The following is a 20133-nucleotide window of genomic DNA, read 5'->3' on the forward strand; positions in this document are numbered from 1 at the left end:
GTGTCGCCGTGACCGGAAGCCCCGCCCGCACCTCCCCCTGGTGGCCCACCTCCCCGTGCACCACCGCCTGCGCCGGTGACCCGGCACCGCAGGTGCCCCCCGCCGTCCGGCGGCGCCGGTGGGTGCGGCTGGCCGGCAGCCTGTGCGGGGCGGCGGCGGCCGCGCTCCGGGCCCCGCTGGCCGGCGTCCGCGGCCGGCACCGGCTGCTGGTGTGCACCGCGGCGCGGGTGCTCACCTCGGCCGGGGTGCGGGTCGAGGTGCACCCCTCCCCCGTCGGCTGGCCGCGCACCGGTCCCGGCCACCTGGTCGTGGCCAACCACGTCTCCTGGCTGGACTCGCTGGCCCTGCTCACCGTGGTCCCCGCCGTGCCGGTGGCGAAGCGGGAGGTGGCCGCCCTGCCGGTGCTCGGGTCGCTGGCCCGCCGGGCCGGCACGGTGCTGCTGGACCGGGCGCGCCTGCGGGCGCTGCCCGGCACCGTCGCCGAGGTCACCGGGCTGCTGCGGTCCGGCCGCAGCGTGACCGTGCACCCCGAGGGGACCACGTCGTGCGGCGTGGAGCTGGGCCGCTTCCGGCCGGCGCTCTTCCAGGCCGCCGTCGACGCCGGGGCGGCCGTGTGCCCGGTCGCGATCCGGTACCGGGTGGCCGACGGCTCCCCCACCGCCGTCGCCGGCCACCTGGACGGCGACTCGCTCGGCCGGACCCTCGCCCGGGTGGTGACCGCCCGCGGCCTGGTCGTCGAGGTGCACCTGCTGCCCGCGCTCGACCCGGCGGGCGCGGACCGCCGCTCGCTCGCCGCGCTGGCCGAGTACGCGGTCGCCGCGGTGACCGAACGAAAGGACCTCCCTGCCCCCCACCACTCGCAAGCTCGCGGCGGGCCCCTGCAGGCAGGCCGCCGTGAACCGGCACCGGCAGCGAGGCACGAGTTGCTGACCGGGGCGCCGCGTGCTGCCTGAGCTGCTGCCGCCCGCACCGGTCACCGGCGGCCCCGGCCTGCGGGTGGCGGTGGTCGCCGAGACTTTCGTGCCCTCGGTCAACGGCGTGGTCACCTCGGTGTTGCGCGCGGTCGACCACCTCGCCGTCCGCGGGCACACGCCGGTCGTCGTGGCGCCGTCGGGCACCGGCTACGAGTCCCGCTGCGGGGCCCGGATCGAGGTGGTGGCGGTGCCGGCGGTGCGGCTGCCCCGCTACCGGCAGCTCGCGCTGGCCCGCCCGGCGCTGGACCTCGGCCCGGTGCTCGACCGGATCGCCCCGGACGTCGTCCACCTGGCTTCCCCCGCGCTGCTCGGCGGCGCCGCTGCCCGGGCGGCCCGGGCGGCCGGCGTCCCGTCGGTCGCGGTGTTCCAGACCGACCTCGCCGCCTACGCGCAGCGCTACCGGCTGCCCGGCGGCGCCGCGGCCGCGTGGCGGCTCCTGCGCGCGGTGCACGGCGCCGCCGACCTCACCCTGGCGCCGTCCTCGGCGACCGCGGCGGTGCTCCGCCGGCGGGGCATCGGACCGGTGCGGCTGTGGGCCCGCGGCGTCGACCTGGCGCAGTTCGACCCGGCCCGCCGGGACCCCTCGTTGCACGTGGAACACGCGCCGGGCGGCGAGCTGCTGGTCGGCGTCGTCGCCCGGCTGGCGGTGGAGAAGCGGCTCGAGCTGCTCGCCGCGGTGAGCGAGCTGCCCGGCGTCCGGCTGGTCGTCGTCGGGGACGGCCCGCAGCGCCGCCAGCTGACCCGGGCCATGCCGCGGGCCCGCTTCCTCGGCCAGCTGGGCGGCGCCGAGCTCGGCCGGGTGGTGGCGTCGCTGGACCTGTTCGTCCACCCGGGCGCCGACGAGACGTTCTGCCAGGCGGTGCAGGAGGCGCTCGCCGCCGGGGTGCCGGCGGTCGTCGTGGCGTCCGGCGGCCCGCTGGACCTGGTGCGGCACGGGGACAACGGCTGGCTGTGGTCGGGGGACGACCCGCACGTGCTCGCCGCCCTGGTCGCCGGGCTGCGCGACGACCGGGCCGCCCTGCAGGCGGCCGCCCGGCGGGCGCGCGACTCGGTGCGGCACCGCACCTGGGCGGCGGTCGGCGACCAGCTGATCGGCCACCTCCAGGACGTCCGGGCGGCGGCTCGCGCCCCGGGGTGAGCGGCGTCCGGAGGGATGGCAGGAACGACGCGGTCGCTGGCCTCCCGGCCACTCGTCCGGCGGGGCCGACCGGGCCAGGCTGGTCCCAGCGGCGGACGGACCGCCGCGGACCGGCCCCAGGAGGCCACTATGTCCCGCACCGCCGACACCCTCTCCCGCTGGACGCACCGCACGCACCGCCGCTGGGTGCCCGACACCCGCGATCCGGAGTGGTCCGCCGGCCGCCTGATCAACGGCGCCCGGCCGGGCCGCGGAGCATGACCGGGGCGGTGCGCCGCGGGTGGCGCGCCGTCTCGGGGTTCCTCGCCGTGCAGGAGGAGCTCCACGCCCGGGCCGCGCTCGCGGCCCGGCCGTGGGAGGAGGAGTTCCTGCACTGGTCCGGCGGGGAGCTGCACGGCTCGCTGCCGCGGCCTCGCCGGTGGGGCCCGGGCACCACGCCGGCCGGCTGGTGCCCGGGCGCCGCGGCTCCCGCCCGGGCGGGTGCCCGGTCCGGCCGCGACGAGCCGGACCGGGCGCCGCTCAGACGGTGAAGGTGGCGACCGTCGTCCGCAGCTCCGCCGCCATCCGGGACAGCTCGTCGACCGCCAGCCGGGTCTGCGAGAGCGCCTGGGTGGTCGAGTCGGCGGCGCTCGAGACGCCGGTGATGTTCTGCGCGATCTCGGTGGACCCGCCGGCGGCCTCCTGGACCGACCGGGACATCTCGTTGGTGGTCGCGGTCTGCTCCTCCACGGCGCTGGCGATGGTGAGCTGGAAGTCGTTGATGCTGCCGATCGTCTCGCTGATGCCGCCGATCGCTGCGACGGCCTTGGCGGTGTCGGCCTGGATGGCCTCGACCTTCCGTGCGATGTCCTCGGTGGCCTTCGCCGTCTCCTGAGCGAGCTCCTTGACCTCGGTCGCGACGACCGCGAAGCCCTTGCCGGCCTCGCCGGCGCGCGCGGCCTCGATCGTGGCGTTGAGCGCCAGCAGGTTCGTCTGCTCCGCGATCGAGGTGATCACCTTGACGACCTCGCCGATCTCCTGGCTGGAGGCGCCCAGGGCGGCGATGGTCTCGGTCGTCGTGCGGGCCTCGGTCACCGCGGCGGCGGCCACCCGGGCGGCCTCGTTGGCGTTCTGGCTGATCTCCCGGATCGACGCGCCCATCTGCTCGGCACCGGCGGCCACGGTCGCGACGCTGCGCGACACCTCCTCGGCCGCCGAGGAGACGACGCCGGACTGCGCGGCGGTCTCCTCCGCCGACGCCGAGATCTGCGCCGAGGAGGCGCTCAGCTCCTCCGAGGAGGCCGCGACCGCGTCGGCGGAGCCGGCGACCGTGGTGAGGACGCCGCGGAGGGTGCCCACCGCCGCGTCGAGCGACGCCCCCATCAGGCCCAGCTCGTCCCGCGACTGCAGCCCCGCCGAGACGGTCAGGTCGCCCGCGGCCAGCGCGTCGGCGGAGGCCTTGACCCGGCCGACGGCGCGGGCGATGCCGGCAGCGACGACCCAGCCCAGCGCCACGGCGCCCAGCACGCCCACGACGAGCATGGCGATCATCGCCATCCGGGCGCTGCTCGCCGAGGTGACCGCGCCCTCCGATGCCGCGGCGGCCTCGTCGTTCTCCCGCTCGCGCAGCGAGCCCAGCTGCTCGGTCGCCTGGGTGAGCAGCAGGTTGGCGCTGTTGGCCTTGATCCAGCCGTCGTAGTCGTTGGCCAGGGCCAGGGGTGCGAGCGTGCTGGTGGCGAAGCCCTGCCACTCGTCGACCAGGTCGGTGGCCTGCTGCAGAACGGGGCGGTCCGCGCCCTCGACCCCCGTTGCGCTGTACGCCTTCGTGTCCTCCGCGAACCGCTGCAGAGTCGCGTCGATGGTGTCGAACGCCTTGCGCGTGTCGGCGTCGGAGGTGGACAGGATGGCGTTGCGCGAGTTCACCCGCATGGTCTGGACATCGTCGATCATCGCGCCGACCGACGCCACGCCCACGAGGTTCTGCTCGTAGAGCGACTGCGCGGTGTCCGCGGCGTCGTTGAGGGAGAGGACGCCCACCACCCCGATGGCACCGGCGACCACGGAGGCCGTGCCGACCGCCGCGAGGACCTTGGTCTTGACCCCGCGGTCCGCCCACCACGCCAGCCGGGTGGCGGAGGGGGACGAGGTCTCGGGTCGGCGCGGTGCCATGCGGTGCTCCTGGAACTCGGTGGTGCCCGCGGCCGACCGGCCGCAGCGGAACCCGAGTGTCCGGATAGAGGGGCGCAGCCGGGTGGCAGCGCGCCGCGTGTCGCACAGCGGGCGCAAAGTCGTGCGGTGACCGGCTGACCTGGGCCGACAGGTCGACAAGGCACCCACCGGTGTCGGAGCCGGCCGCGCGGGGAACCACCCCGGCAGGCGCCCCTGTCCGCTCCGCCCCCCGGAGGTCCCGTGACCGAGCAGCACCCGCCCGCGCACGACCTCGACCACGCGCCGTCGCCCGTGCCGGACCTCCACCTGTGGCGGCTCGCCGCCCTGCCCGACGAGAACTCCGACGAGGACTGGGACGACGACCGGGAGCTGTTCGACCCGGCCGGCTGCCGGGTCGACACCTGGCGGGAGGGGTACCCGTACCCGGAGCGGATGCAGCGCCGCGAGTACGAGGTGCAGAAGCGGGTGCTGCAGATCGAGCTGCTCAAGCTGCAGGGCTGGGTCAAGGAGACCGGGCAGAAGCTCGTCGTCGTCTTCGAGGGCCGCGACGCCGCCGGCAAGGGCGGCACGATCAAGCGCTTCACCGAGCACCTCAACCCGCGCGGCTCCCGGGTCGTGGCGCTGGACAAGCCGTCGGAGCGCGAGCGGACCCAGTGGTACTTCCAGCGCTACGTGCAGCACCTGCCGGCGGCCGGTGAGATCGTGCTGTTCGACCGGTCCTGGTACAACCGCGCCGGCGTCGAGCGGGTCTTCGGCTACTGCACCGACGAGGAGTACCGGGTCTTCATGCGCCAGTGCCCGGAGTTCGAGCGGATGCTCGTCGAGTCCGGCGTCCACCTGGTCAAGTTCTGGTTCTCGGTGACCCGCAGCGAGCAGCGCAGCCGGTTCATCGTGCGGCAGATCGACCCGGTGCGGCAGTGGAAGCTCTCCTCCAACGACCTCGCGTCGCTGGACGAGTGGGACGCCTACACCGACGCCAAGCAGGCGATGTTCCTGCACACCGACACCGGGCACGCCCCGTGGACGGTGATCAAGAGCAACGACAAGAAGCGTGCCCGGCTGGCCGCGATGCGGCACGTGCTGTCCCGCTTCGACTACGACGACAAGGACGCCGGGGCGGTCGGCACCCCCGACCCGCTGATCGTCGGCCCGGCCGCCGACGTGCTGGACGACGAGGACGTCGACCCGTCGATCACCCGGCTCGACGCCCTCCCCGTGGAGCCCTAGGAGCCCGGCACCCGGTCGGGGGTGAACGGCGCTAGGTCGAACGGCGCCGCCCCGCCCAGCGCCAGGTCGGCGGCCAGGACGCCGGTCAGCGGGCCGTAGGTGAGCCCGTTGGCGCCGAGCCCGGTGGCGGTCACCAGGCCGTCGACGCCGGGCAGCGCGCCGAGCAGCGGGAAGCCGTCCGGGGTCATCGGCCGGAACCCGACGCGGGTCTCCAGCACCGTCGCGTCGGCCAGCCCGGGCACCAGGGTGAGCGCGGCGTCCAGCACCTGCCGCTGACCGGCGGCGGTCACCCGGTGGTCGAAGCCGGCGCCGGCCTCGCGGGTCGCGCCGACGACCACCCGGCCGCCGGGGAAGGCGAGCACGTAGTGGTGGCCGAACTCCTCGCCGAGGGTCATCACCGTGGGCCGGCCGGCGGTGTCCGGCACCGGGTCGGGCAGCTGCAGGTGGACGATCTGGCCGCGCATCGGCGACACGGCCAGCGCCCGGCCCAGCGGCCGGCACAGCTCCGCCGTCCAGGCGCCGGCCGCGGCGACGACGACGTCGGCGGCCACCTCCGCGCCGTCCACCCGCACCCCGGTCACCCGGTCGCCGGCGGTGCGCAGCTCGGCCCGGCCGGCCCGGCGGGTGGCGCCGGCGAGCTCGGCGGCGGCCAGCGCGGCGTCCCGGAACAGCCGCCCGTCGACCCGGCCGGTGCCGGCCACCCAGACGGCGGGCAGGTCGGTGCGCAGCCCGGGGAACGAGCGGGCGGCCTCGCCGGCGGCCAGCACCTCGACGTCGCCGAGGGTGTCCCAGCCGCGCGGGGTGCGCCCGGCCCGCAGCGCGTCGGCCATCTCCTGGAGGGCGGCGGCGTCCGACCCGACGGTCAGCCCGCCGACCGCCGCGTAGCCGGTGTCCCGGCCGGCGTCCTCGGCGAGCTCGGCGGCCAGCCCCGGCCAGCGGCGGGCGGCCAGGTCGCTGTACGCGGCCCACGGGCCGCCGGCGGCCGGGCGGAACGGCTGGACGATGCCGGCGCCCGCCGACGTCGCCGCCCCGCGGTCACCCGCCTCGACCAGGACGACGTCCGCGCCGCGGCGAGCCAGCTGCCACGCCGCGGTGGCGCCCACGATGCCGGCCCCCACCACGACGACCCGCGCACCGCTGCCCATGCGCCCAATCTGTCACGGCCGGCGCAGAGCGGCGCCCGCCCCGTCGAGGACGGAGCGGGCGCCGTGACCTGCAGCCGGATCAGTGCCGGCCGAACGGGATCGGGTCAGACGCGACGGTCGTCGTCGCGACCCAGCGCGTCCTTGGCCTTGTCGACCAGGCCGCGCCGGCCGGTCGTGTCGCGACCGGTGGTGCCCTCCGTGGTGATGCCGTCCGTGTCGACCTGCTCCTTGCGGACCGTGTCCGAGACCTGCTGCTGGTCGGTCACCGTCTCCGTGTCCAGCCGCACCCGCTCGACGGGCACCGCCTCCTTCTGCACGACGGGGCGCTCCGCGTGGAGCGTCACCTCGTGCTCCTCCTCCGAGATCGCCGGGCCGTCCATCGCGTTGCCGACGTTGGCGTCGGTGATGGGCTCGCGCTCGACCCGGACCTCCTCGTGCGACACCGGGACCGTCTGGGTGACGTTCTCGGTGACGACGTACTTGCGCAGCCGGGCGCGGCCGGCCTCCACCCGCTCGGTACCGACGTTCAGCCGCTCCTCGGAGAGGGTCATCGCGTCGTCCGTGGTCGGACCGGAGGTGTCGTGCCCGACGGTGCCGTGCCGGTTGGTGTCGGTGCCCAGCCGGTCGGCGTCGCGCCCGGTGGTGGTGTCCCGCCCGGTGGTGCCGCGCGCGGTGGTGTCGTCGAACCCGGCGGTGCTGCGGCCGGTCGTCTGGGCCGCACCGGTGGTGGTGAAGTCCATGTCGTCACGCCGGTCGCCGCGGCCGAGGTCGACGTCGTCGCGCCCGCCGACGGTCCCCGCGGCCTGACCCGTGGTCTGCGTCGTCCGGGTGGTCTGGGTCGTCTGACCACTGCCGCCGCCGAGGCCGTAGTACCGGTAGAGCTGGTCCTCCTCGTCGGGGGACAGGTGCCCGTCGGTGTCGATCTTCGGGGCGTCCTTGACCTTGGCCTTGCTCACGGGTACGCGCAGGCCGTTGCCGGTCATGTCCGCCTGGGCGATCGGCACGAAGGTCTCCTTCGTGCCGAACAGGCCGGTCTTGACCGTGACCCACTCCGGGTTGCCGGACTGGTCGTCCAGGTACACCTCGGAGGCCGTGCCGATCTTGTCGCCGTCGGCGTCGTAGACGTCTGCGCCGATCACGCGGTCGAGGGTGTCGGTGCCGATCATGGTGTCGTGCTCCTCTTCTCGGGGACGTGTCGTGGCTCTCAGAGGGCTATCCGAGACGAAGATCAGGAAACGGGCGGTCTTCGAACTACTGCCCGGTAACGTCGGCGCGACTCGCGTCCCCACCGGCTCTCATCACCGTCCGTGCAGGTCAGCGGGGTCCGGTCGGCGACACTCCCGGGTGACGGACCTGTCCGCGACACGCCGGGAGAGGCGACCGACGGGCGTGTCGCGCCGCGCCCTCGCGGCCGGTCGCGCCGAGCATGGACGGGTGCCTCCCCGTTCGCCGTACGACGACCTGGTCCACCCGCGCACCCGGAAGAAGCCGTCGCCCGAGGTCGAGGCGGAGCTCGACGTCGTGGTCGAGGACCCCAGCAGCGGCTTCGTCGGGGCCGTGGTGCGGTGCGAGAAGGACGTCGTCCACCTCGAGGACCGGTTCGGGAAGGTGCGGGCCTACCCGCTCGGCCCCGGCTTCTGGGTCGACGGCCGCCCCGTCGTGCTGGTGCGACCGAAGCCCAAGGCGCCGGCCGGGCCGGCCCGCAGCGCGTCCGGCTCCACCTACGTCGCCAACGCCCGCGCCCGGGTCGCCCGCGAGGGGCGCATCTACGTGGAGGGCAAGCACGACGCCGAGCTGGTCGAGAAGGTGTGGGGCCACGACCTGCGCATCGAGGGCGTCGTGGTCGAGCCGCTGCACGGCGTCGACGACCTGCCCGCGATCGTGCGGGACTTCCGGCCGGCATCGGGCCGCCGGCTCGGCGTGCTCGTCGACCACCTGGTGACCGGGTCGAAGGAGTCGCGCATCGCCGCACAGGTCACCGGCGACCACGCGCTCGTGGTCGGCCACCCGTTCATCGACATCTGGCAGGCCGTGAAGCCCTCGGTGGTCGGCATCACGGCGTGGCCGACCGTCCCGAAGGGCGAGGACTGGAAGACCGGCGTCTGCCGGCGGCTGGGCTGGGAGGACGACACCGGCTACGTCTGGGCGCAGCGCATCCTCGCCCGGGTGAGGACCTGGACCGACCTCGAGCCGATGCTCATCGGCCGGGTCGAGGAGCTCATCGACTTCGTCACCAGCGACTGAGCGGCAGGTGGAGTCCCAGCGCATCACTTCCCGAGCGCTGGGACTCCACTCCGCAGGCGTCAGCTGGGGATGTAGTTGAACGTGTCCGGGTCGGGGCCGGTGCGCTCGTCCCGGTTCAGCGCGCTGATCTCGCGCATGTCGTCCTCGGTGAGCGAGAAGTCGAAGAGGCCGAAGTTCTCCTCGACGCGGCTGCGGGTCACCGACTTCGGGAAGACGATGTCGCCCCGCTCGATGTGCCAGCGCAGGGTGACCTGCGAGGCGGTCTTCCCGTGCCGCTCGGCCACCCGCAGGATCGTCGGGTCGTCGAGCACCTTGCCCTGCGCGATCGGCGACCAGGCCTCGGTGGCGATCTCGTGCTCGGCGTCGAACGCCCGCACCTCGTCCTGCGTCAGGTACGGGTGCACCTCGACCTGGTTCACCGCGGGCCGGATCTCGGTCTCGGCGAACAGGCGGCGCAGGTGGTGCGGGTTGAAGTTCGAGACGCCGATGGCCTTGGCGCGCCCGGAGCGGTAGATCTCCTCCATCGCCTTCCAGGTCTCGACGTAGTCGACGTCGATGCCCGGCAGCGGCCAGTGGATGAGGAACAGGTCGACGTAGTCGAACTGCAGCGCCTCGAGGGTGCCGTCGAACGCCTTCAGCGCGGCGTCGTGGGCGTGGAAGCCGTTGTTCAGCTTGGAGGTCACGAAGACCTCCTCGCGCGGGACGCCGGAGTTGCGGATGCCCTCGCCGACGCCCTTCTCGTTCTGGTACATCTCCGCGGTGTCGATGTGCCGGTAGCCGACCTCGAGCGCCGACTGCACCGCCTGCGCGGTCTCCTCCGGCTTGACCTGGTAGACGCCGAACCCGAGCTGCGGGATCTCGACGCCGTTGTTCAGGGTGATGGTGGGCACGGTGGCCATGCGGGGTCCTCCTCGGAAGTGGGGTGACGGGGGCGCGGTGCGCCTCCCCGACCAAGGGGAAGAGCTACCCGGCCGCCCGGCCGCCAACCGGGAGAGATCTCACGACCGCCGCCGGGAATACCGCTCAGAGCACGGTGCGGGCGGCCCAGAGGTCGGGGAAGACCTGCCGGGCGGCGCTGCGCTCCAGCCACGCCAGGCCGGCCGAGCCGCCGCTGCCGGGCTTGGCCCCCATCGACCGGCGGACGGCGAGCACGTGCCGCTGCCGCCAGGTGGTGAACACCTCGGCGACGTCGGTGAGCGCCTCGCCCAGCGCGAACAGGTCGCTGGTCGGCCGCGGGTCGGCGTAGACCTGCGCCCAGATCGCGGTCACCGCGGGGTGCGCGTCGTGGGTGACCGTGCGGTCACGCCCGAGCACCTCGGCCGGCACCGGCAGGCCGCGCCGGGCCAGGTACGCCAGGACGTCGTCCTCCAGCGAGTCCGCGGCCAGCGCCCGCTGCAGGTCGGCGTGGACGACGGGCAGCCCCCGGTGCGGCCGGACGACGGACTCCGCCTTGAGCCCGAGCAGGAACTCGACGTGCCGGTACTCGTAGGACTGGAAGCCCGAGGCCTCCCCCAGCGCGTCGCGGAACGCGTTGAACTCCGCCGGGGTGAGCCACAGCAGCGAGCCCCAGCTGGCGTCCAGCGAGCGCAGGTGGTGCACCGAGCGGCGGACCGCGCCCAGCGCGCCGTCGAGGTCGTCGGCCCGCAGGTCCCGCTGGGCCAGCTCCCACTCGCGGCGCAGCAGGGTGAACCACAGTTCCATCACCTGGGTGACCACCAGGAACGACGGCTCGGCGGGGTGGTCGGTGACCGGGCGCACCAGCGCCTGCAGCTGCCGCACGCCCACGTACTGCTCGTACGGCGTGGCCTCGGCGAACTCGACGGTGGGCAGCCCCTCGTTGCCCGCCGCCCGGGCGGCGCGGGTGGCGGCGTCCAGCGGCGCGGGGCGGCCGGGGTGCGGTCGGGTCGTCATCAGGAGGTCCTCAGCGGTGGGCGGTGCGGCACCGCAGCCTGACGCGTCGAGGCGGAGCGGGACAAGGTCCCGCGCCGGACGGCGTCACGCGGCCACCGGCCGGCGGAGCAGCCCCGCCCCGGCCAGCGCCAGCACGCCGGTGAGCGCCGCCGCGGTGGCCGGGACGGCGAACGCCGTCTCGGCACCCCACGCGTCGACGGCGCGGCCGGCCAGCGCCGACCCCGCGGTGACGCCCACGGTGAGCCCGGTCGTGGTCCAGGTGAGCGCCTCGGTGAGCGACGACCGGGGCACCCGCGACTCCACCAGCGACAGGCCGGCGACGAGCACCGGCGCGATGGTGAGCCCGGCGAGGAAGGCGATCGCGTCCAGCGCGGCGAGCGAGCCGACCAGGTGCAGCGCCTGGGCGGCGACCGCGAACAGCAGCGCGGTCGCGACGAACCGGGCCGCGAGCGAGCCGGGCAGCTTCAGCAGCCCGTAGACCAGGCCGGCGACCAGGCTGCCGGCGGCGTAGAGGGCCAGCGCGAGGCCCGCCGCGGTGGGCCGGCCCTCGGCGTTCGCGAACCCGACCACCACGACGTCCATCGCGCCGAAGACCCCGCCCATGGCCACGTAGGTGACGGCGACGACGGCGAGGCCCGGGCTGACCACCGAGGTGCGCCGGACGCCCGCGGCGGGGTCGGGCCTGGTCACCGGCGGCGCGGTCGCGTGCAGCCGGCTCAGCCAGAGGGTCCCGGCGAAGCCCACCACGGCGCCGGCGAGGAACCCGGCCGGCGGCGACACCGTGGCGGCGAGCACGGTGACCAGCGGCGGGGCGCTCACGAAGACGACCTCGTCGGCCACCGACTCGAAGGCGAAGGCGGTCTGCCGCTGGTCGGCCCCGGGGAGGGCGTGCGCCCAGCGGCTGCGCACGACGGAGCCGACGTTGGACGCGGTCAGGCCGGTGAGCGCCGAGAGCACGAACCAGGTCCACTGCGCGGCACCGCCGACGACCGCCGCGACCAGCGCGAGCCCGCAGGTCAGCGACAGGACCGCCGTGAGGCGCAGCACCCGCCCCTGCCCCGCCCGGTCCATGGCGCGCGCCCACTGCGGGCTGCCGATCGCGAAGGCCAGGGCGTTCGCCCCGGAGACCGCGCCGGCCAGGCCGTAGCTGCCGGTCTCCCCCTGCACCAGCAGCAGGGTGCCGAGCCCGGCGGTGGCCATCGGGACGCGCCCCAGCCAGCCGGCGCCGGAGAAGGCCCGCGCGCCGGGGACGGCGAACAGGCGGGTGTACGGACTGAGGACGGTGCGGGCTGACACGTGCTCTCTCGCGCTTCCTGGCCACAGGCGAGTGCGGGGGACGCCCCGCCGGACCCTCGGGTGGCCGGTGCAACGTAGCAAGGTCCGGCGACTTCGTCCGGCGGTTTCCGCGGCTCGTTGACTCCTCCAACGACGCTGGCGGTATTTGACGTTTCATGAACCAATGCGTGAGCCGTCGCACACGCACGGTGATCATCCTGCTCCCGGAGGCCTCCGTGACCCGCTCCTCCCGCCGCCTGCTGGCCGCACTGACCCTCACCACCGCGCTCGCGCTCGTCCCCGGTGTCGCCGCGGCCAGGGGCGGTGGCGACGACGGGGCGGCCGGTGACGACCGCGGCACCACCGCCGCGGCCCCGGCCACCCCCGGCGACTTCGCGGTGACCGTCAACGGTGCGACGGGCAACCCGGCCCGCGGCCGCGACCTCGAGCTCAGCGGTGTCACCCCCACGGCGCCGGTCGTCGTCCGCGGCGTGCACGTCGGCTTCACCATCGACCCGGCCACCCTGGGCGTCCGCGACTACACGCTCACCGGGGCGCCCGACCCGCAGCGGATGGTCACCGCCCCGACCGTCGTCTTCGCGGCGAAGACGCCGCAGCTGACCGCCGCCCAGCTGCGCGGTGTGCGGATCGACCGGCTGGAGCTGCGCGACGACACGCTCGTCGTCACCTTCGCCACCGCGGCCGGCAAGCTCAAGGTGCAGGCGAAGGACGCCCCGCAGGGCGGCATCTTCCAGATGGAGCCGGAGTTCGGCGGGCCGGTCGAGGTCGTGCACACCCTCGGCCCGGGCGTCTTCTACTTCGTCAACGCCTTCACCGGCAAGGTCAACCTCGGCAACGGCGTCGACGCCGACGCCACGCACCAGATGCTGCTGGGCAAGGACAGCCCGCAGGTGGCGACGAGGACGCTGCAGACCGCGACCGGGTCCCGCTGGACGGTGACCCCGGGCGGCCGGATGGGCGGCGTGCTCGGCGAGGACGCGGTGGAGCTGTCCGCCGGGGCCACCAACTGCACCAGCCAGTGCCAGGCGCAGAACCAGGTGCGCGGCTCGCTGCCGGTGCCCACCGACCCGGTCGACCCCGCGCCGATCGGCGGCTGACGCTGCCGCGCCGGCCGCCCTCCCCGCGCGTGCGGCGGGAGCGGCCGGCGCGCTCCGCACGTGCGGAAGCCCACCGTCCCGGCTCCGGTTGTGGGCCGCCGACCGTCGCCGACGTCAGTAACCTCGGGACCGTGACGACCTCCAGCCCCCTCCCCTACCCGCGGCTGCGCCCCCCGGCGCCGGCACCGGGCACCGGTGGGCTGGTCGACCGGCACGGCCGGGTCGCGACCGACCTGCGGGTGTCGCTGACCGACCGCTGCAACCTGCGCTGCACCTACTGCATGCCGCCGGAGGGCCTGCAGTGGCTGCCCAAGGTCGAGCAGCTCACCGACGACGAGGTCTCCCGGCTGGTGCGGATCGGCGTCGAGCACCTGGGCATCCGCGAGGTGCGGTTCACCGGCGGTGAGCCCCTGCTGCGCCCGGGCCTGCCCGGCATCGTGGCCGCCGCGACCGCGCTGGCCCCGCGCCCCGAGGTGTCGCTGACCACCAACGCGATCGGGCTGTCCCGGATGGCGCCGGCGCTGGCCGAGGCGGGCCTGGACCGGATCAACGTCAGCCTGGACACGCTGGACCGCGACCGGTTCAAGCAGCTGACGATGCGCGACCGGCTCGGTGACGTGCTCGCCGGCCTGCAGGCCGCGAAGGACGCCGGGCTGACCCCGGTGAAGGTGAACGCCGTCCTGCTGCACGGGCTCAACGACGTCGACGCCGTCCCGCTGCTGGACTACTGCCTGGAGCACGGCTACGAGCTGCGGTTCATCGAGCAGATGCCGCTGGACGCCCACCACGCCTGGACCCGCGGCCGGATGGTCACCGCGGAGGACATCCTCGAGCGGCTGACCGCGGCGCACACGCTCACCCCGGACACCGAGGCGCGCGGGGCCGCCCCGGCCGAGCGCTGGCTGGTCGACGGCGGCCCGGCCACCGTCGGGGTGATCGCCTCGGTGACCCGGTCGTTCTGCGGCGCCTGCGACCGCACCCGGCTCACCGCCGACGGGCAGGTCCGCAACTGCCTGTTCGCCCGCGAGGAGAGCGACCTGCGGACGGCGATGCGCGAGGGCGCCACCGACCAGGAGCTCGCCGACCGCTGGCGGATCGCGACGCTGACCAAGCTGCCCGGGCACGGCATCGACGACCCGTCGTTCCTGCAGCCGAGCCGGCCGATGTCCGCGATCGGGGGTTGAGCGTGGTCACCGTCCGGTACTTCGCCGGGGCCCGCGCCGCGGTCGGCGTCGACACCGAGACGCGGGACGCCGGGTCGCTGCAGGAGCTGGTCGGGCAGATCGTCGACGCGCACGGCGAGCGGCTGGAGCGGGTGCTCACCGCCTGCTCGTTCCTGGTCGACGGAACACAGACCCGCGACCGTTCGTTGGTGCTCGAACCAGGGGCCACGGTCGACGTGCTGCCCCCCTTCGCCGGAGGCTGATCCTTCTCCCTGTGAGCTCGTTGCCTCACCATCCTGAGACACCTGGTCACCTCCACGGCGGGTCCCGCGCATGACCGCCTGGCTGCTCCTGCTGGTCGCCGTCGTGCTGCTGCTGGCGTGCGCGGCGTTCGTCGCCTTCGAGTTCGCGCTGGTCACCGTCGACCGGCCGACCGTCGAGCGCGCGGCCGCGGCGGGTGACCGCCGGGCCGGCAGCGTGCTCGCGGCGCTGCGGTCCCTGTCGACCCAGCTGTCCGGCGCGCAGGTCGGCATCACCGTGACCAACCTGGCCATCGGCTTCGTCGCCGAGCCCTCGATCGCCGACCTGGTCCGCGGGCCGATCGGCGCGATCGGGCTGGGCGAGGGGGCGACCCGCTCGGTGTCGGTGACCTTCGGCCTGGTGCTGGCCACCGTGCTGACCATGGTGTTCGGCGAGCTGGTGCCCAAGAACCTGGCGATCGCCGACCCGCTGGCCGCCGCGAAGACGGTCGCGGGCTTCCAGCGCGGGTTCACCCGGGCCACCGCGCCCCTGATCCGGCTGCTCAACGGCACCGCCAACGCGCTGCTGCGCAAGCTGTTCGGGATCGAGCCCCAGGAGGAGCTCGCCTCGGCCCGCTCGCCGGAGGAGCTCAGCTCGCTGGTGCGCCGGTCCGGGCAGGTGGGCACGCTCCCGGCGGCCACCGCGAGCCTGCTGCAGCGGGGGCTGGCGTTCGGCGACCTGCGGGCCAGCGACGTCGCCACCCCGCGGGTGCAGATGTCCACGGTGCACGACGACGACCCGGTCGCCGCGGTGCTCACCGCGGCCCGGGAGACCGGCCACTCCCGGTTCCCCGTGGTCGCCAAGGAGGACATCGACGACGTCCGCGGCGTGGTCCACGTGAAGCACGCGCTGGCCGTGGCGCGGGACGAGCGCGACGCCGTCCCGGTCGCGTCGGTGATGGTGCGGGCACTCGAGGTGCCCACCTCCCGCCGGCTGGACGACCTGCTCACCGACCTGCGCGGCGGCAGCCTGCAGATGGCGGTGCTGGTCGACGAGTACGGCGGCACCAGCGGCGTCGTCACCGTCGAGGACCTGGTCGAGGAGCTGGTCGGCGCGGTCACCGACGAGCACGACGAGCAGGCCGACACCGAGGTGGTCGACCTCGGCGACGGCACCTGGTCGGTGTCCGGGCTGCTCCGGCCCGACGAGGTCACCGCGCTGACCGGGCTCGCCGTCCCCGCCGACCGGCACTACGACACGATGGGCGGGCTGGTGCTGCACCTGCTGGGCCGGGTGCCCGAGGAGGGCGACGAGGTGACCGCCGAGCTGGTGGCCCCGCCGGAGTTCGCCGACGAGCTGGAGGGCCCGCTGGGCGGCGTCCGGGTGCTGGTGCAGCGCGTGGAGGGCGCCCGGGCCGACCGGGTGCTGGTCAGCGCGCTGCCCACCGGTGAGGACGAGGAGCCGCAGTCGTGAGCCCGCTGATCGGGATCCCGCTGACCGTCGTCCTGCTGGCGGCCAACGCCTTCTTCGTGGCGGCCGAGTTCGCGCTGATCTCCGCGCGCCGCTCGTCGATCGAGCCCCTGGCCGAGGCCGGCTCCCGGCGGGCCCGCACCGCGCTGGCCGCGATGGAGCGGGTCTCGGTGATGCTCGCCGGCGCGCAGCTCGGCGTGACGGTCGCGTCGCTGCTGCTGGGTGCGGTGTCCGAGCCGGCCGTCGCGCACCTGCTGGAGCCGGTGTTCGAGGCGGTGCACCTGCCGCACGCGCTGGTGCACCCGGTCTCGTTCGCGATCGCGCTGCTGCTCGTGGTCGGGCTGCACGTGGTGCTCGGCGAGATGGTGCCCAAGAACCTGGCGCTGGCCGGGCCCGACCGCGCGGTGCTGCTGCTGGCCCCGCCGCTGGCCGGCATCGTCACGGTGCTGCGGCCGGTGCTGGTCGCGCTCAACGCCGTCGCCACCGGGGTGCTCCGGCTCATGCAGGTCGAGCCCAAGGACGAGGTGACCAGCTCGTTCACCCGGGACGAGGTGGCCGCGCTGATCGAGGAGTCCCGCGAGGGCGGGCTGCTCCCGGCGGAGGAGCACGACCTGCTCACCGGCGCCCTGTCGCTGGAGGAGCGCGACACCCGCGCGGTGCTCATCCCGCTGGCCGACATCACCGGGGTGGCGCCGGACGCCGACGGCCCGGCCGTGGAGCGGCTGGCGGCCCGCACCGGCTTCTCCCGCTTCCCGGTCTTCGACGGCGGCGAGATGACCGGGTACGTGCACGTGAAGGACGTCCTGGTGGCGCCGGGGGAGCCCGACGTGCGGGTCGCGGACGTCGTCCGGCCGCTGCCCCGGGTCGACGTCACCACCGCGCTGCGGGGCACGCTGCAGACCATGCAGGCCCGCCGCGCGCAGCTGGCCGCGGTCGAGGAGGACGGGGTGGTCGTCGGCGTGGTTGCGCTGGAGGACATCCTTGAGGAGCTGGTCGGGGAGATCCGCGACCAGGTGCACCGGTGAGAGGAAGCCGATGAGCGGGTTGTTCGACAAGGCCAGGGCGAAGGCCGAGGAGCTGCTCGGCCGGGCCGAGGAGGTCTACGGCGAGTCGCACGGCGACGCCGCCGCCGAGGCCGCGGGCGAGGCCCGCCGGCTCGAGGGCGAGGCCGAGGAGGAGCGCGCGGCGGCCGAGGAGGCCGCCCGGCGGCAGCACGGCGGGGACGGCGGCCGCACCAGCTGAGCGGCGGTCAGCCCCGCAGGCGGATGGCCACCAGCGCCACGTCGTCGTCGGGGCGGCCCTGCACCAGCCGGTCGAGCAGCTCGTCGCACAGCTCGTCGGGTGACCGGCCGGCCAGGTCGGCGGCCGCCGCGCGCAGCCGCCGCACGCCCTCGTCCAGGTCGCTGTCCCGGCGCTCGATGAGCCCGTCGGTGTAGAGCAGCACCGTGGTGCCGGCGGTCAGCGCGACCACCTGCTCGGTGCGCACGCACGTCGGGTCGACGCCGAGCAGCAGCCCGCCCTTCCACTCGGCGAGCGCCGCGAGGGTCCCGTCGGGGTGGATGACCAGCGGCGGCAGGTGCCCGGCGTTGCTCCAGCGCATCCGGGTCACGCCGCGGGCCGCCTCGTCCGGGGTCTGCTCGAGGCGGGCGACGGCGGCGGTCGCGTAGGTGCCCAGGCGCAGGTGGGCCATGGCGGCGTCCAGCCCGCGGAGCACTTCGCCGGGGCCGGCGTCGCTGTAGCTGGCGATGCCGCGCAGCAGCGCGCGCAGCTGGCCCATCGCCGCCGCGGCGGCGGTGTCGTGGCCGACGACGTCGCCGATGACCAGCATCATCGCCTCCGACGGCTGCAGGAACGCGTCGTACCAGTCGCCGCCCACGCGGGCGGCCTCGGCGGCCGGGGTGTACCGGACGGCGATCTCGGCCTGCGGGTGCTCGAACGCGCCGGTGAGCAGGCTGCGCTGCAGCTCCTCGGCGAGCTGGCGCTGCTGGTGGAACAGCCGGACGTTGTCCAGCGCCAGCCCCAGCCGCTCGGCGACCTCGCGGGCGGTGTCGAGCACCGGCTCCGACGGCTCGCCGCCGTCGTACCAGAGGGTCAGCGCGCCCAGCGTCCGCGCCCGGCCGCGCAGCGCGATCGCGACGCCGTGGCGGGGCGCCAGCTCCATCAGCGCGGCGCGCGTCCCGCCCTCGGGCAGGACGTCGTAGACGCCGGCGGCCGCGGCGGCCACCGCCTCCTCGCCGCGCAGCACCCGCATGATCGGCGCGCTCGCCGGCAGGGAGCTCATCCGGATGGTGGCGTAGCGGTCCAGCGCCGGCCGCTTCACCGGGTCGGGGTGCCACCAGCCGACGTCGCGGGGGCGGCCGTCGTCGTCGAGCAGGGTGAGGATGCACCAGTCGGCCAGCGCGGGGGCGAGCAGCTGCGGGATCCGGGCGGTGGCCTTGGCGACGTCCATCTCGCCGGCGACCTCGGCGCTCACGGCGGCGAGGACGGCCAGCCTGTCCTGGGCCATCCGCCGCTCGGTGACGTCGGTGAAGTAGAAGGCGAGCCCGCCGTCGTCCTCCGGGACGGTCTGCACCTCGAACCAGGCGTTGAGCGGCTCGGGGTACCAGGCCTCGACGGTGGCGCCCTGCCGGGTGCGCATGATCTCGCGGAACGCCGGGCCGAAGGCGCCGTCGACGTTGGCCGGGAAGGCGTCCCAGTAGTCCCGGCCGACCAACTCGGCGGGGGTGTAGCCGACGACCGCGCCACCCGACGGGTTGAGGTAGGTGACCCGCCACTCCCGGTCGACCCGCATGATGCCGATCGGGACGGCATCGAGCACCTCGGTGCTCCGGTCCTGCGCCACGGAGTGGCCCTCCCACGGTCGTCGTCCGTCCCGCGGCAGCACGCCCGAGCCAGCGCCGTCCCGCTGTGTCGAGTCCGGCTGCACAGTTATGTCACGGCCCGGACGCGCCGGGCAAGAACCGCTCCCGGGACCCGGGAGCGTTCCGCGTCACCTGCTCACGGGCAGGCGACCCACTCCTCCTGCCCGTCGGTGAAGACCTGCCGCTTCCAGATGGGCAGCCGGGCCTTCACCTCGTCGACGAGCTCCGCGCAGGCGGCGAACGCCTGGCCGCGGTGCGCGGCGCTGACCGCGCAGGCGAGCGCGACGTCACCGATGGCGAGCAGGCCGACCCGGTGCGAGACGGCGACCGCCTGCACGTCGGGGCGGGCGGCGAACTCGGCGGCGATCTCGGCGATCAGCTCGGGGGCCGTCGGGTGGCCGACGTACTCGAGCTCGGTCACCGACCGGCCGCCGTCGTGGTCGCGGACCACGCCGGAGAACGAGACGACGGCGCCGGCCGCCTTGTCGGCGACGGCGGCCTCGTGCTCGACCACGCTCAGCGGTTCCTCGGTGACCCGGGCGAGCAGCTCCACGCCGTCGACGGTACCTGCGGTTCAGCGGGCGGGCGGGGTGTCCAGGTCCGCCGGATCGGCCAGGCCGGTGCAGTCGACCTCGGTGACGTCGTGCTGCTGGAGGTAGCGACGGGCGCCCTCGTCACCGGTGGCGGTGGCCGCGACACCGGCCCAGTGGTCGCGGCCGAGCAGCACCGGGTGGCTGCGGACGCCGTCGTAGGTGGCGACGGCGAGCGCATCCGGGGCGGCGTGCCCGGCCATCCGCTCCAGCGCCGCCGGGGTCATGCCGGGCATGTCGACGAGGGTGACCAGGACGGCGTCGATCCGGCCGGGGTACGCGCGGGCGCCGTCCAGCCCGGTGGTGAGGGAGCCGGCCATGCCGGTCTCCCAGTCCTCGTTCGCCAGCACGGTGGCGCCGGTGAGGTCGGCCTGCCGCCAGACGTCGACCGCCTGCGCGCCGAGGACGACGAGCACCGGGTCGCAGACGGCGACCGCCGTCCGGACCGCCCGCTCGACCAGCAGGCTCCCCTCGTACTCGACGAGGGCCTTGGGCATGCCGTAGCGGCGGCCGCCGCCGGCGGCCAGCACCAGCCCGGCGACGGGGTGGTCGGAACTCACTCCCCCACCCTCCCAGACGCCCCCCTCCCGCTTCCTCGCGACGAACCGGGCCGGTTTGTCCCGACAAAC

Annotated in this window: 21 protein-coding genes; 12 read left to right on the forward strand and 9 right to left on the reverse strand. The window is 75.2% G+C overall.

Annotated features, from left to right (window positions below; genetic code table 11):
• The first annotated feature begins 8 nt into the window (after positions 1 to 8).
• From AB0J00_RS06380 to AB0J00_RS06395, 4 genes are all read left to right on the forward strand, one after another.
• A complete protein-coding gene (locus tag AB0J00_RS06380) occupies positions 9 to 953 on the forward strand; it encodes a lysophospholipid acyltransferase family protein (RefSeq protein ID WP_357741828.1) in 945 nt (314 codons plus the stop codon).
• On the forward strand, positions 943 to 2112 hold the full coding sequence (locus tag AB0J00_RS06385) for a glycosyltransferase (RefSeq protein WP_357741831.1): 1170 nt from the start codon (positions 943 to 945) through the stop codon (positions 2110 to 2112). The genes AB0J00_RS06380 and AB0J00_RS06385 overlap by 11 nt, the downstream gene beginning before the upstream one ends.
• Before the next feature lie 129 nt (positions 2113 to 2241).
• Entirely contained in the window at positions 2242 to 2373 is a 132-nt protein-coding gene (locus tag AB0J00_RS06390) for a hypothetical protein (RefSeq protein WP_357741834.1), read from the forward strand.
• Positions 2370 to 2642: a hypothetical protein gene (locus tag AB0J00_RS06395; protein WP_357741837.1), complete on the forward strand. Its 273-nt coding sequence runs from the start codon at positions 2370 to 2372 to the stop codon at positions 2640 to 2642. The genes AB0J00_RS06390 and AB0J00_RS06395 overlap by 4 nt, the downstream gene beginning before the upstream one ends.
• On the opposite strand, the gene AB0J00_RS06400 is transcribed toward AB0J00_RS06395, so the two are convergent.
• Positions 2632 to 4260, reverse strand: a complete 1629-nt coding sequence (locus AB0J00_RS06400) for a methyl-accepting chemotaxis protein (RefSeq protein WP_357741840.1) — start codon at positions 4258 to 4260, stop codon at positions 2632 to 2634. The genes AB0J00_RS06395 and AB0J00_RS06400 overlap by 11 nt on opposite strands.
• A gap of 240 nt (positions 4261 to 4500) precedes the next feature.
• On the opposite strand from AB0J00_RS06400, the gene ppk2 reads away from it, so the two are divergent.
• Positions 4501 to 5487, forward strand: coding sequence for a polyphosphate kinase 2 (gene ppk2 / locus AB0J00_RS06405; RefSeq protein WP_357741843.1), 987 nt, complete (start codon positions 4501 to 4503; stop codon positions 5485 to 5487).
• On the opposite strand, the gene AB0J00_RS06410 is transcribed toward ppk2, so the two are convergent.
• Both AB0J00_RS06410 and AB0J00_RS06415 read right to left on the reverse strand, forming a co-directional pair.
• The gene (locus AB0J00_RS06410; protein ID WP_357741846.1) at positions 5484 to 6632 is read right to left on the reverse strand and encodes an FAD-dependent oxidoreductase; all 1149 of its coding nucleotides are present in this window, start codon (positions 6630 to 6632) and stop codon (positions 5484 to 5486) included. The genes ppk2 and AB0J00_RS06410 overlap by 4 nt on opposite strands.
• A gap of 104 nt (positions 6633 to 6736) precedes the next feature.
• A complete protein-coding gene (locus AB0J00_RS06415) occupies positions 6737 to 7798 on the reverse strand; it encodes a PRC and DUF2382 domain-containing protein (RefSeq protein WP_357741849.1) in 1062 nt (353 codons plus the stop codon).
• 268 nt (positions 7799 to 8066) lie between these two features.
• Between AB0J00_RS06415 and AB0J00_RS06420 the strand changes: the two genes are divergently transcribed.
• Positions 8067 to 8876: a DUF3097 domain-containing protein gene (locus AB0J00_RS06420; protein ID WP_357741852.1), complete on the forward strand. Its 810-nt coding sequence runs from the start codon at positions 8067 to 8069 to the stop codon at positions 8874 to 8876.
• 59 nt (positions 8877 to 8935) lie between these two features.
• On the opposite strand, the gene AB0J00_RS06425 is transcribed toward AB0J00_RS06420, so the two are convergent.
• The 3 genes from AB0J00_RS06425 to AB0J00_RS06435 form a co-directional block, all read right to left on the reverse strand.
• A complete protein-coding gene (locus tag AB0J00_RS06425; RefSeq protein WP_357741855.1) occupies positions 8936 to 9775 on the reverse strand; it encodes an aldo/keto reductase in 840 nt (279 codons plus the stop codon).
• 124 nt (positions 9776 to 9899) lie between these two features.
• On the reverse strand, positions 9900 to 10787 hold the full coding sequence (locus tag AB0J00_RS06430) for a tryptophan 2,3-dioxygenase family protein (protein ID WP_357741857.1): 888 nt from the start codon (positions 10785 to 10787) through the stop codon (positions 9900 to 9902).
• A gap of 84 nt (positions 10788 to 10871) precedes the next feature.
• Positions 10872 to 12083 carry an MFS transporter gene (locus tag AB0J00_RS06435; RefSeq protein ID WP_357741860.1) on the reverse strand — a complete coding sequence of 404 codons (1212 nt, stop codon included), beginning with the start codon at positions 12081 to 12083 and terminating at the stop codon, positions 10872 to 10874.
• A gap of 167 nt (positions 12084 to 12250) precedes the next feature.
• Here AB0J00_RS06435 and AB0J00_RS06440 point away from each other — a divergent pair, with 167 nt between their 5' ends.
• From AB0J00_RS06440 to AB0J00_RS06465, 6 genes are all read left to right on the forward strand, one after another.
• A complete protein-coding gene (locus AB0J00_RS06440) occupies positions 12251 to 13180 on the forward strand; it encodes a hypothetical protein (protein WP_357741863.1) in 930 nt (309 codons plus the stop codon).
• Between the two features lie 131 nt (positions 13181 to 13311).
• On the forward strand, positions 13312 to 14364 hold the full coding sequence (moaA, locus tag AB0J00_RS06445) for a GTP 3',8-cyclase MoaA (RefSeq protein ID WP_357741866.1): 1053 nt from the start codon (positions 13312 to 13314) through the stop codon (positions 14362 to 14364).
• A gap of 2 nt (positions 14365 to 14366) precedes the next feature.
• The gene (locus tag AB0J00_RS06450; RefSeq protein WP_357742365.1) at positions 14367 to 14606 is read left to right on the forward strand and encodes a MoaD/ThiS family protein; all 240 of its coding nucleotides are present in this window, start codon (positions 14367 to 14369) and stop codon (positions 14604 to 14606) included.
• Between the two features lie 70 nt (positions 14607 to 14676).
• A complete protein-coding gene (locus AB0J00_RS06455; protein ID WP_357741869.1) occupies positions 14677 to 16056 on the forward strand; it encodes a hemolysin family protein in 1380 nt (459 codons plus the stop codon).
• The gene (locus AB0J00_RS06460) at positions 16053 to 17078 is read left to right on the forward strand and encodes a hemolysin family protein (protein WP_357741872.1); all 1026 of its coding nucleotides are present in this window, start codon (positions 16053 to 16055) and stop codon (positions 17076 to 17078) included. Before AB0J00_RS06455 ends, AB0J00_RS06460 begins: the two co-directional genes overlap by 4 nt.
• Before the next feature lie 10 nt (positions 17079 to 17088).
• On the forward strand, positions 17089 to 17295 hold the full coding sequence (locus AB0J00_RS06465; protein ID WP_357741875.1) for a hypothetical protein: 207 nt from the start codon (positions 17089 to 17091) through the stop codon (positions 17293 to 17295).
• A 7-nt stretch (positions 17296 to 17302) separates the two neighbouring features.
• Here the strand turns inward: AB0J00_RS06465 and AB0J00_RS06470 are convergent, their stop codons facing one another.
• From AB0J00_RS06470 to AB0J00_RS06480, 3 genes are all read right to left on the reverse strand, one after another.
• The gene (locus AB0J00_RS06470) at positions 17303 to 18895 is read right to left on the reverse strand and encodes a SpoIIE family protein phosphatase (RefSeq protein WP_357741878.1); all 1593 of its coding nucleotides are present in this window, start codon (positions 18893 to 18895) and stop codon (positions 17303 to 17305) included.
• 155 nt (positions 18896 to 19050) lie between these two features.
• On the reverse strand, positions 19051 to 19467 hold the full coding sequence (locus AB0J00_RS06475; RefSeq protein ID WP_357741881.1) for a molybdenum cofactor biosynthesis protein MoaE: 417 nt from the start codon (positions 19465 to 19467) through the stop codon (positions 19051 to 19053).
• A gap of 21 nt (positions 19468 to 19488) precedes the next feature.
• Positions 19489 to 20064: a nucleotidyltransferase family protein gene (locus AB0J00_RS06480; RefSeq protein ID WP_357741884.1), complete on the reverse strand. Its 576-nt coding sequence runs from the start codon at positions 20062 to 20064 to the stop codon at positions 19489 to 19491.
• Between the last annotated feature and the right edge of the window lie 69 nt (positions 20065 to 20133).

Origin of the sequence: Modestobacter sp. NPDC049651 (assembly GCF_040659695.1) — a bacterium.
Lineage (GTDB): Bacteria > Actinomycetota > Actinomycetes > Mycobacteriales > Geodermatophilaceae > Modestobacter.

What these genes read in the sequence shown, in the direction of transcription:
- AB0J00_RS06390 (WP_357741834.1), top strand. Translation starts at nt 2,242, where the DNA reads ATGTCCCGCACCGCCGACACCCTCTCCCGCTGGACGCACCGCACGCAC.
- AB0J00_RS06395 (WP_357741837.1), top strand. Translation starts at nt 2,370, where the DNA reads ATGACCGGGGCGGTGCGCCGCGGGTGGCGCGCCGTCTCGGGGTTCCTC.
- AB0J00_RS06400 (WP_357741840.1), bottom strand. Translation starts at nt 4,260, where the DNA reads ATGGCACCGCGCCGACCCGAGACCTCGTCCCCCTCCGCCACCCGGCTG.
- AB0J00_RS06410 (WP_357741846.1), bottom strand. Translation starts at nt 6,632, where the DNA reads ATGGGCAGCGGTGCGCGGGTCGTCGTGGTGGGGGCCGGCATCGTGGGC.
- AB0J00_RS06415 (WP_357741849.1), bottom strand. Translation starts at nt 7,798, where the DNA reads ATGATCGGCACCGACACCCTCGACCGCGTGATCGGCGCAGACGTCTAC.
- AB0J00_RS06425 (WP_357741855.1), bottom strand. Translation starts at nt 9,775, where the DNA reads ATGGCCACCGTGCCCACCATCACCCTGAACAACGGCGTCGAGATCCCG.
- AB0J00_RS06430 (WP_357741857.1), bottom strand. Translation starts at nt 10,787, where the DNA reads ATGACGACCCGACCGCACCCCGGCCGCCCCGCGCCGCTGGACGCCGCC.
- AB0J00_RS06455 (WP_357741869.1), top strand. Translation starts at nt 14,677, where the DNA reads ATGACCGCCTGGCTGCTCCTGCTGGTCGCCGTCGTGCTGCTGCTGGCG.
- AB0J00_RS06465 (WP_357741875.1), top strand. Translation starts at nt 17,089, where the DNA reads ATGAGCGGGTTGTTCGACAAGGCCAGGGCGAAGGCCGAGGAGCTGCTC.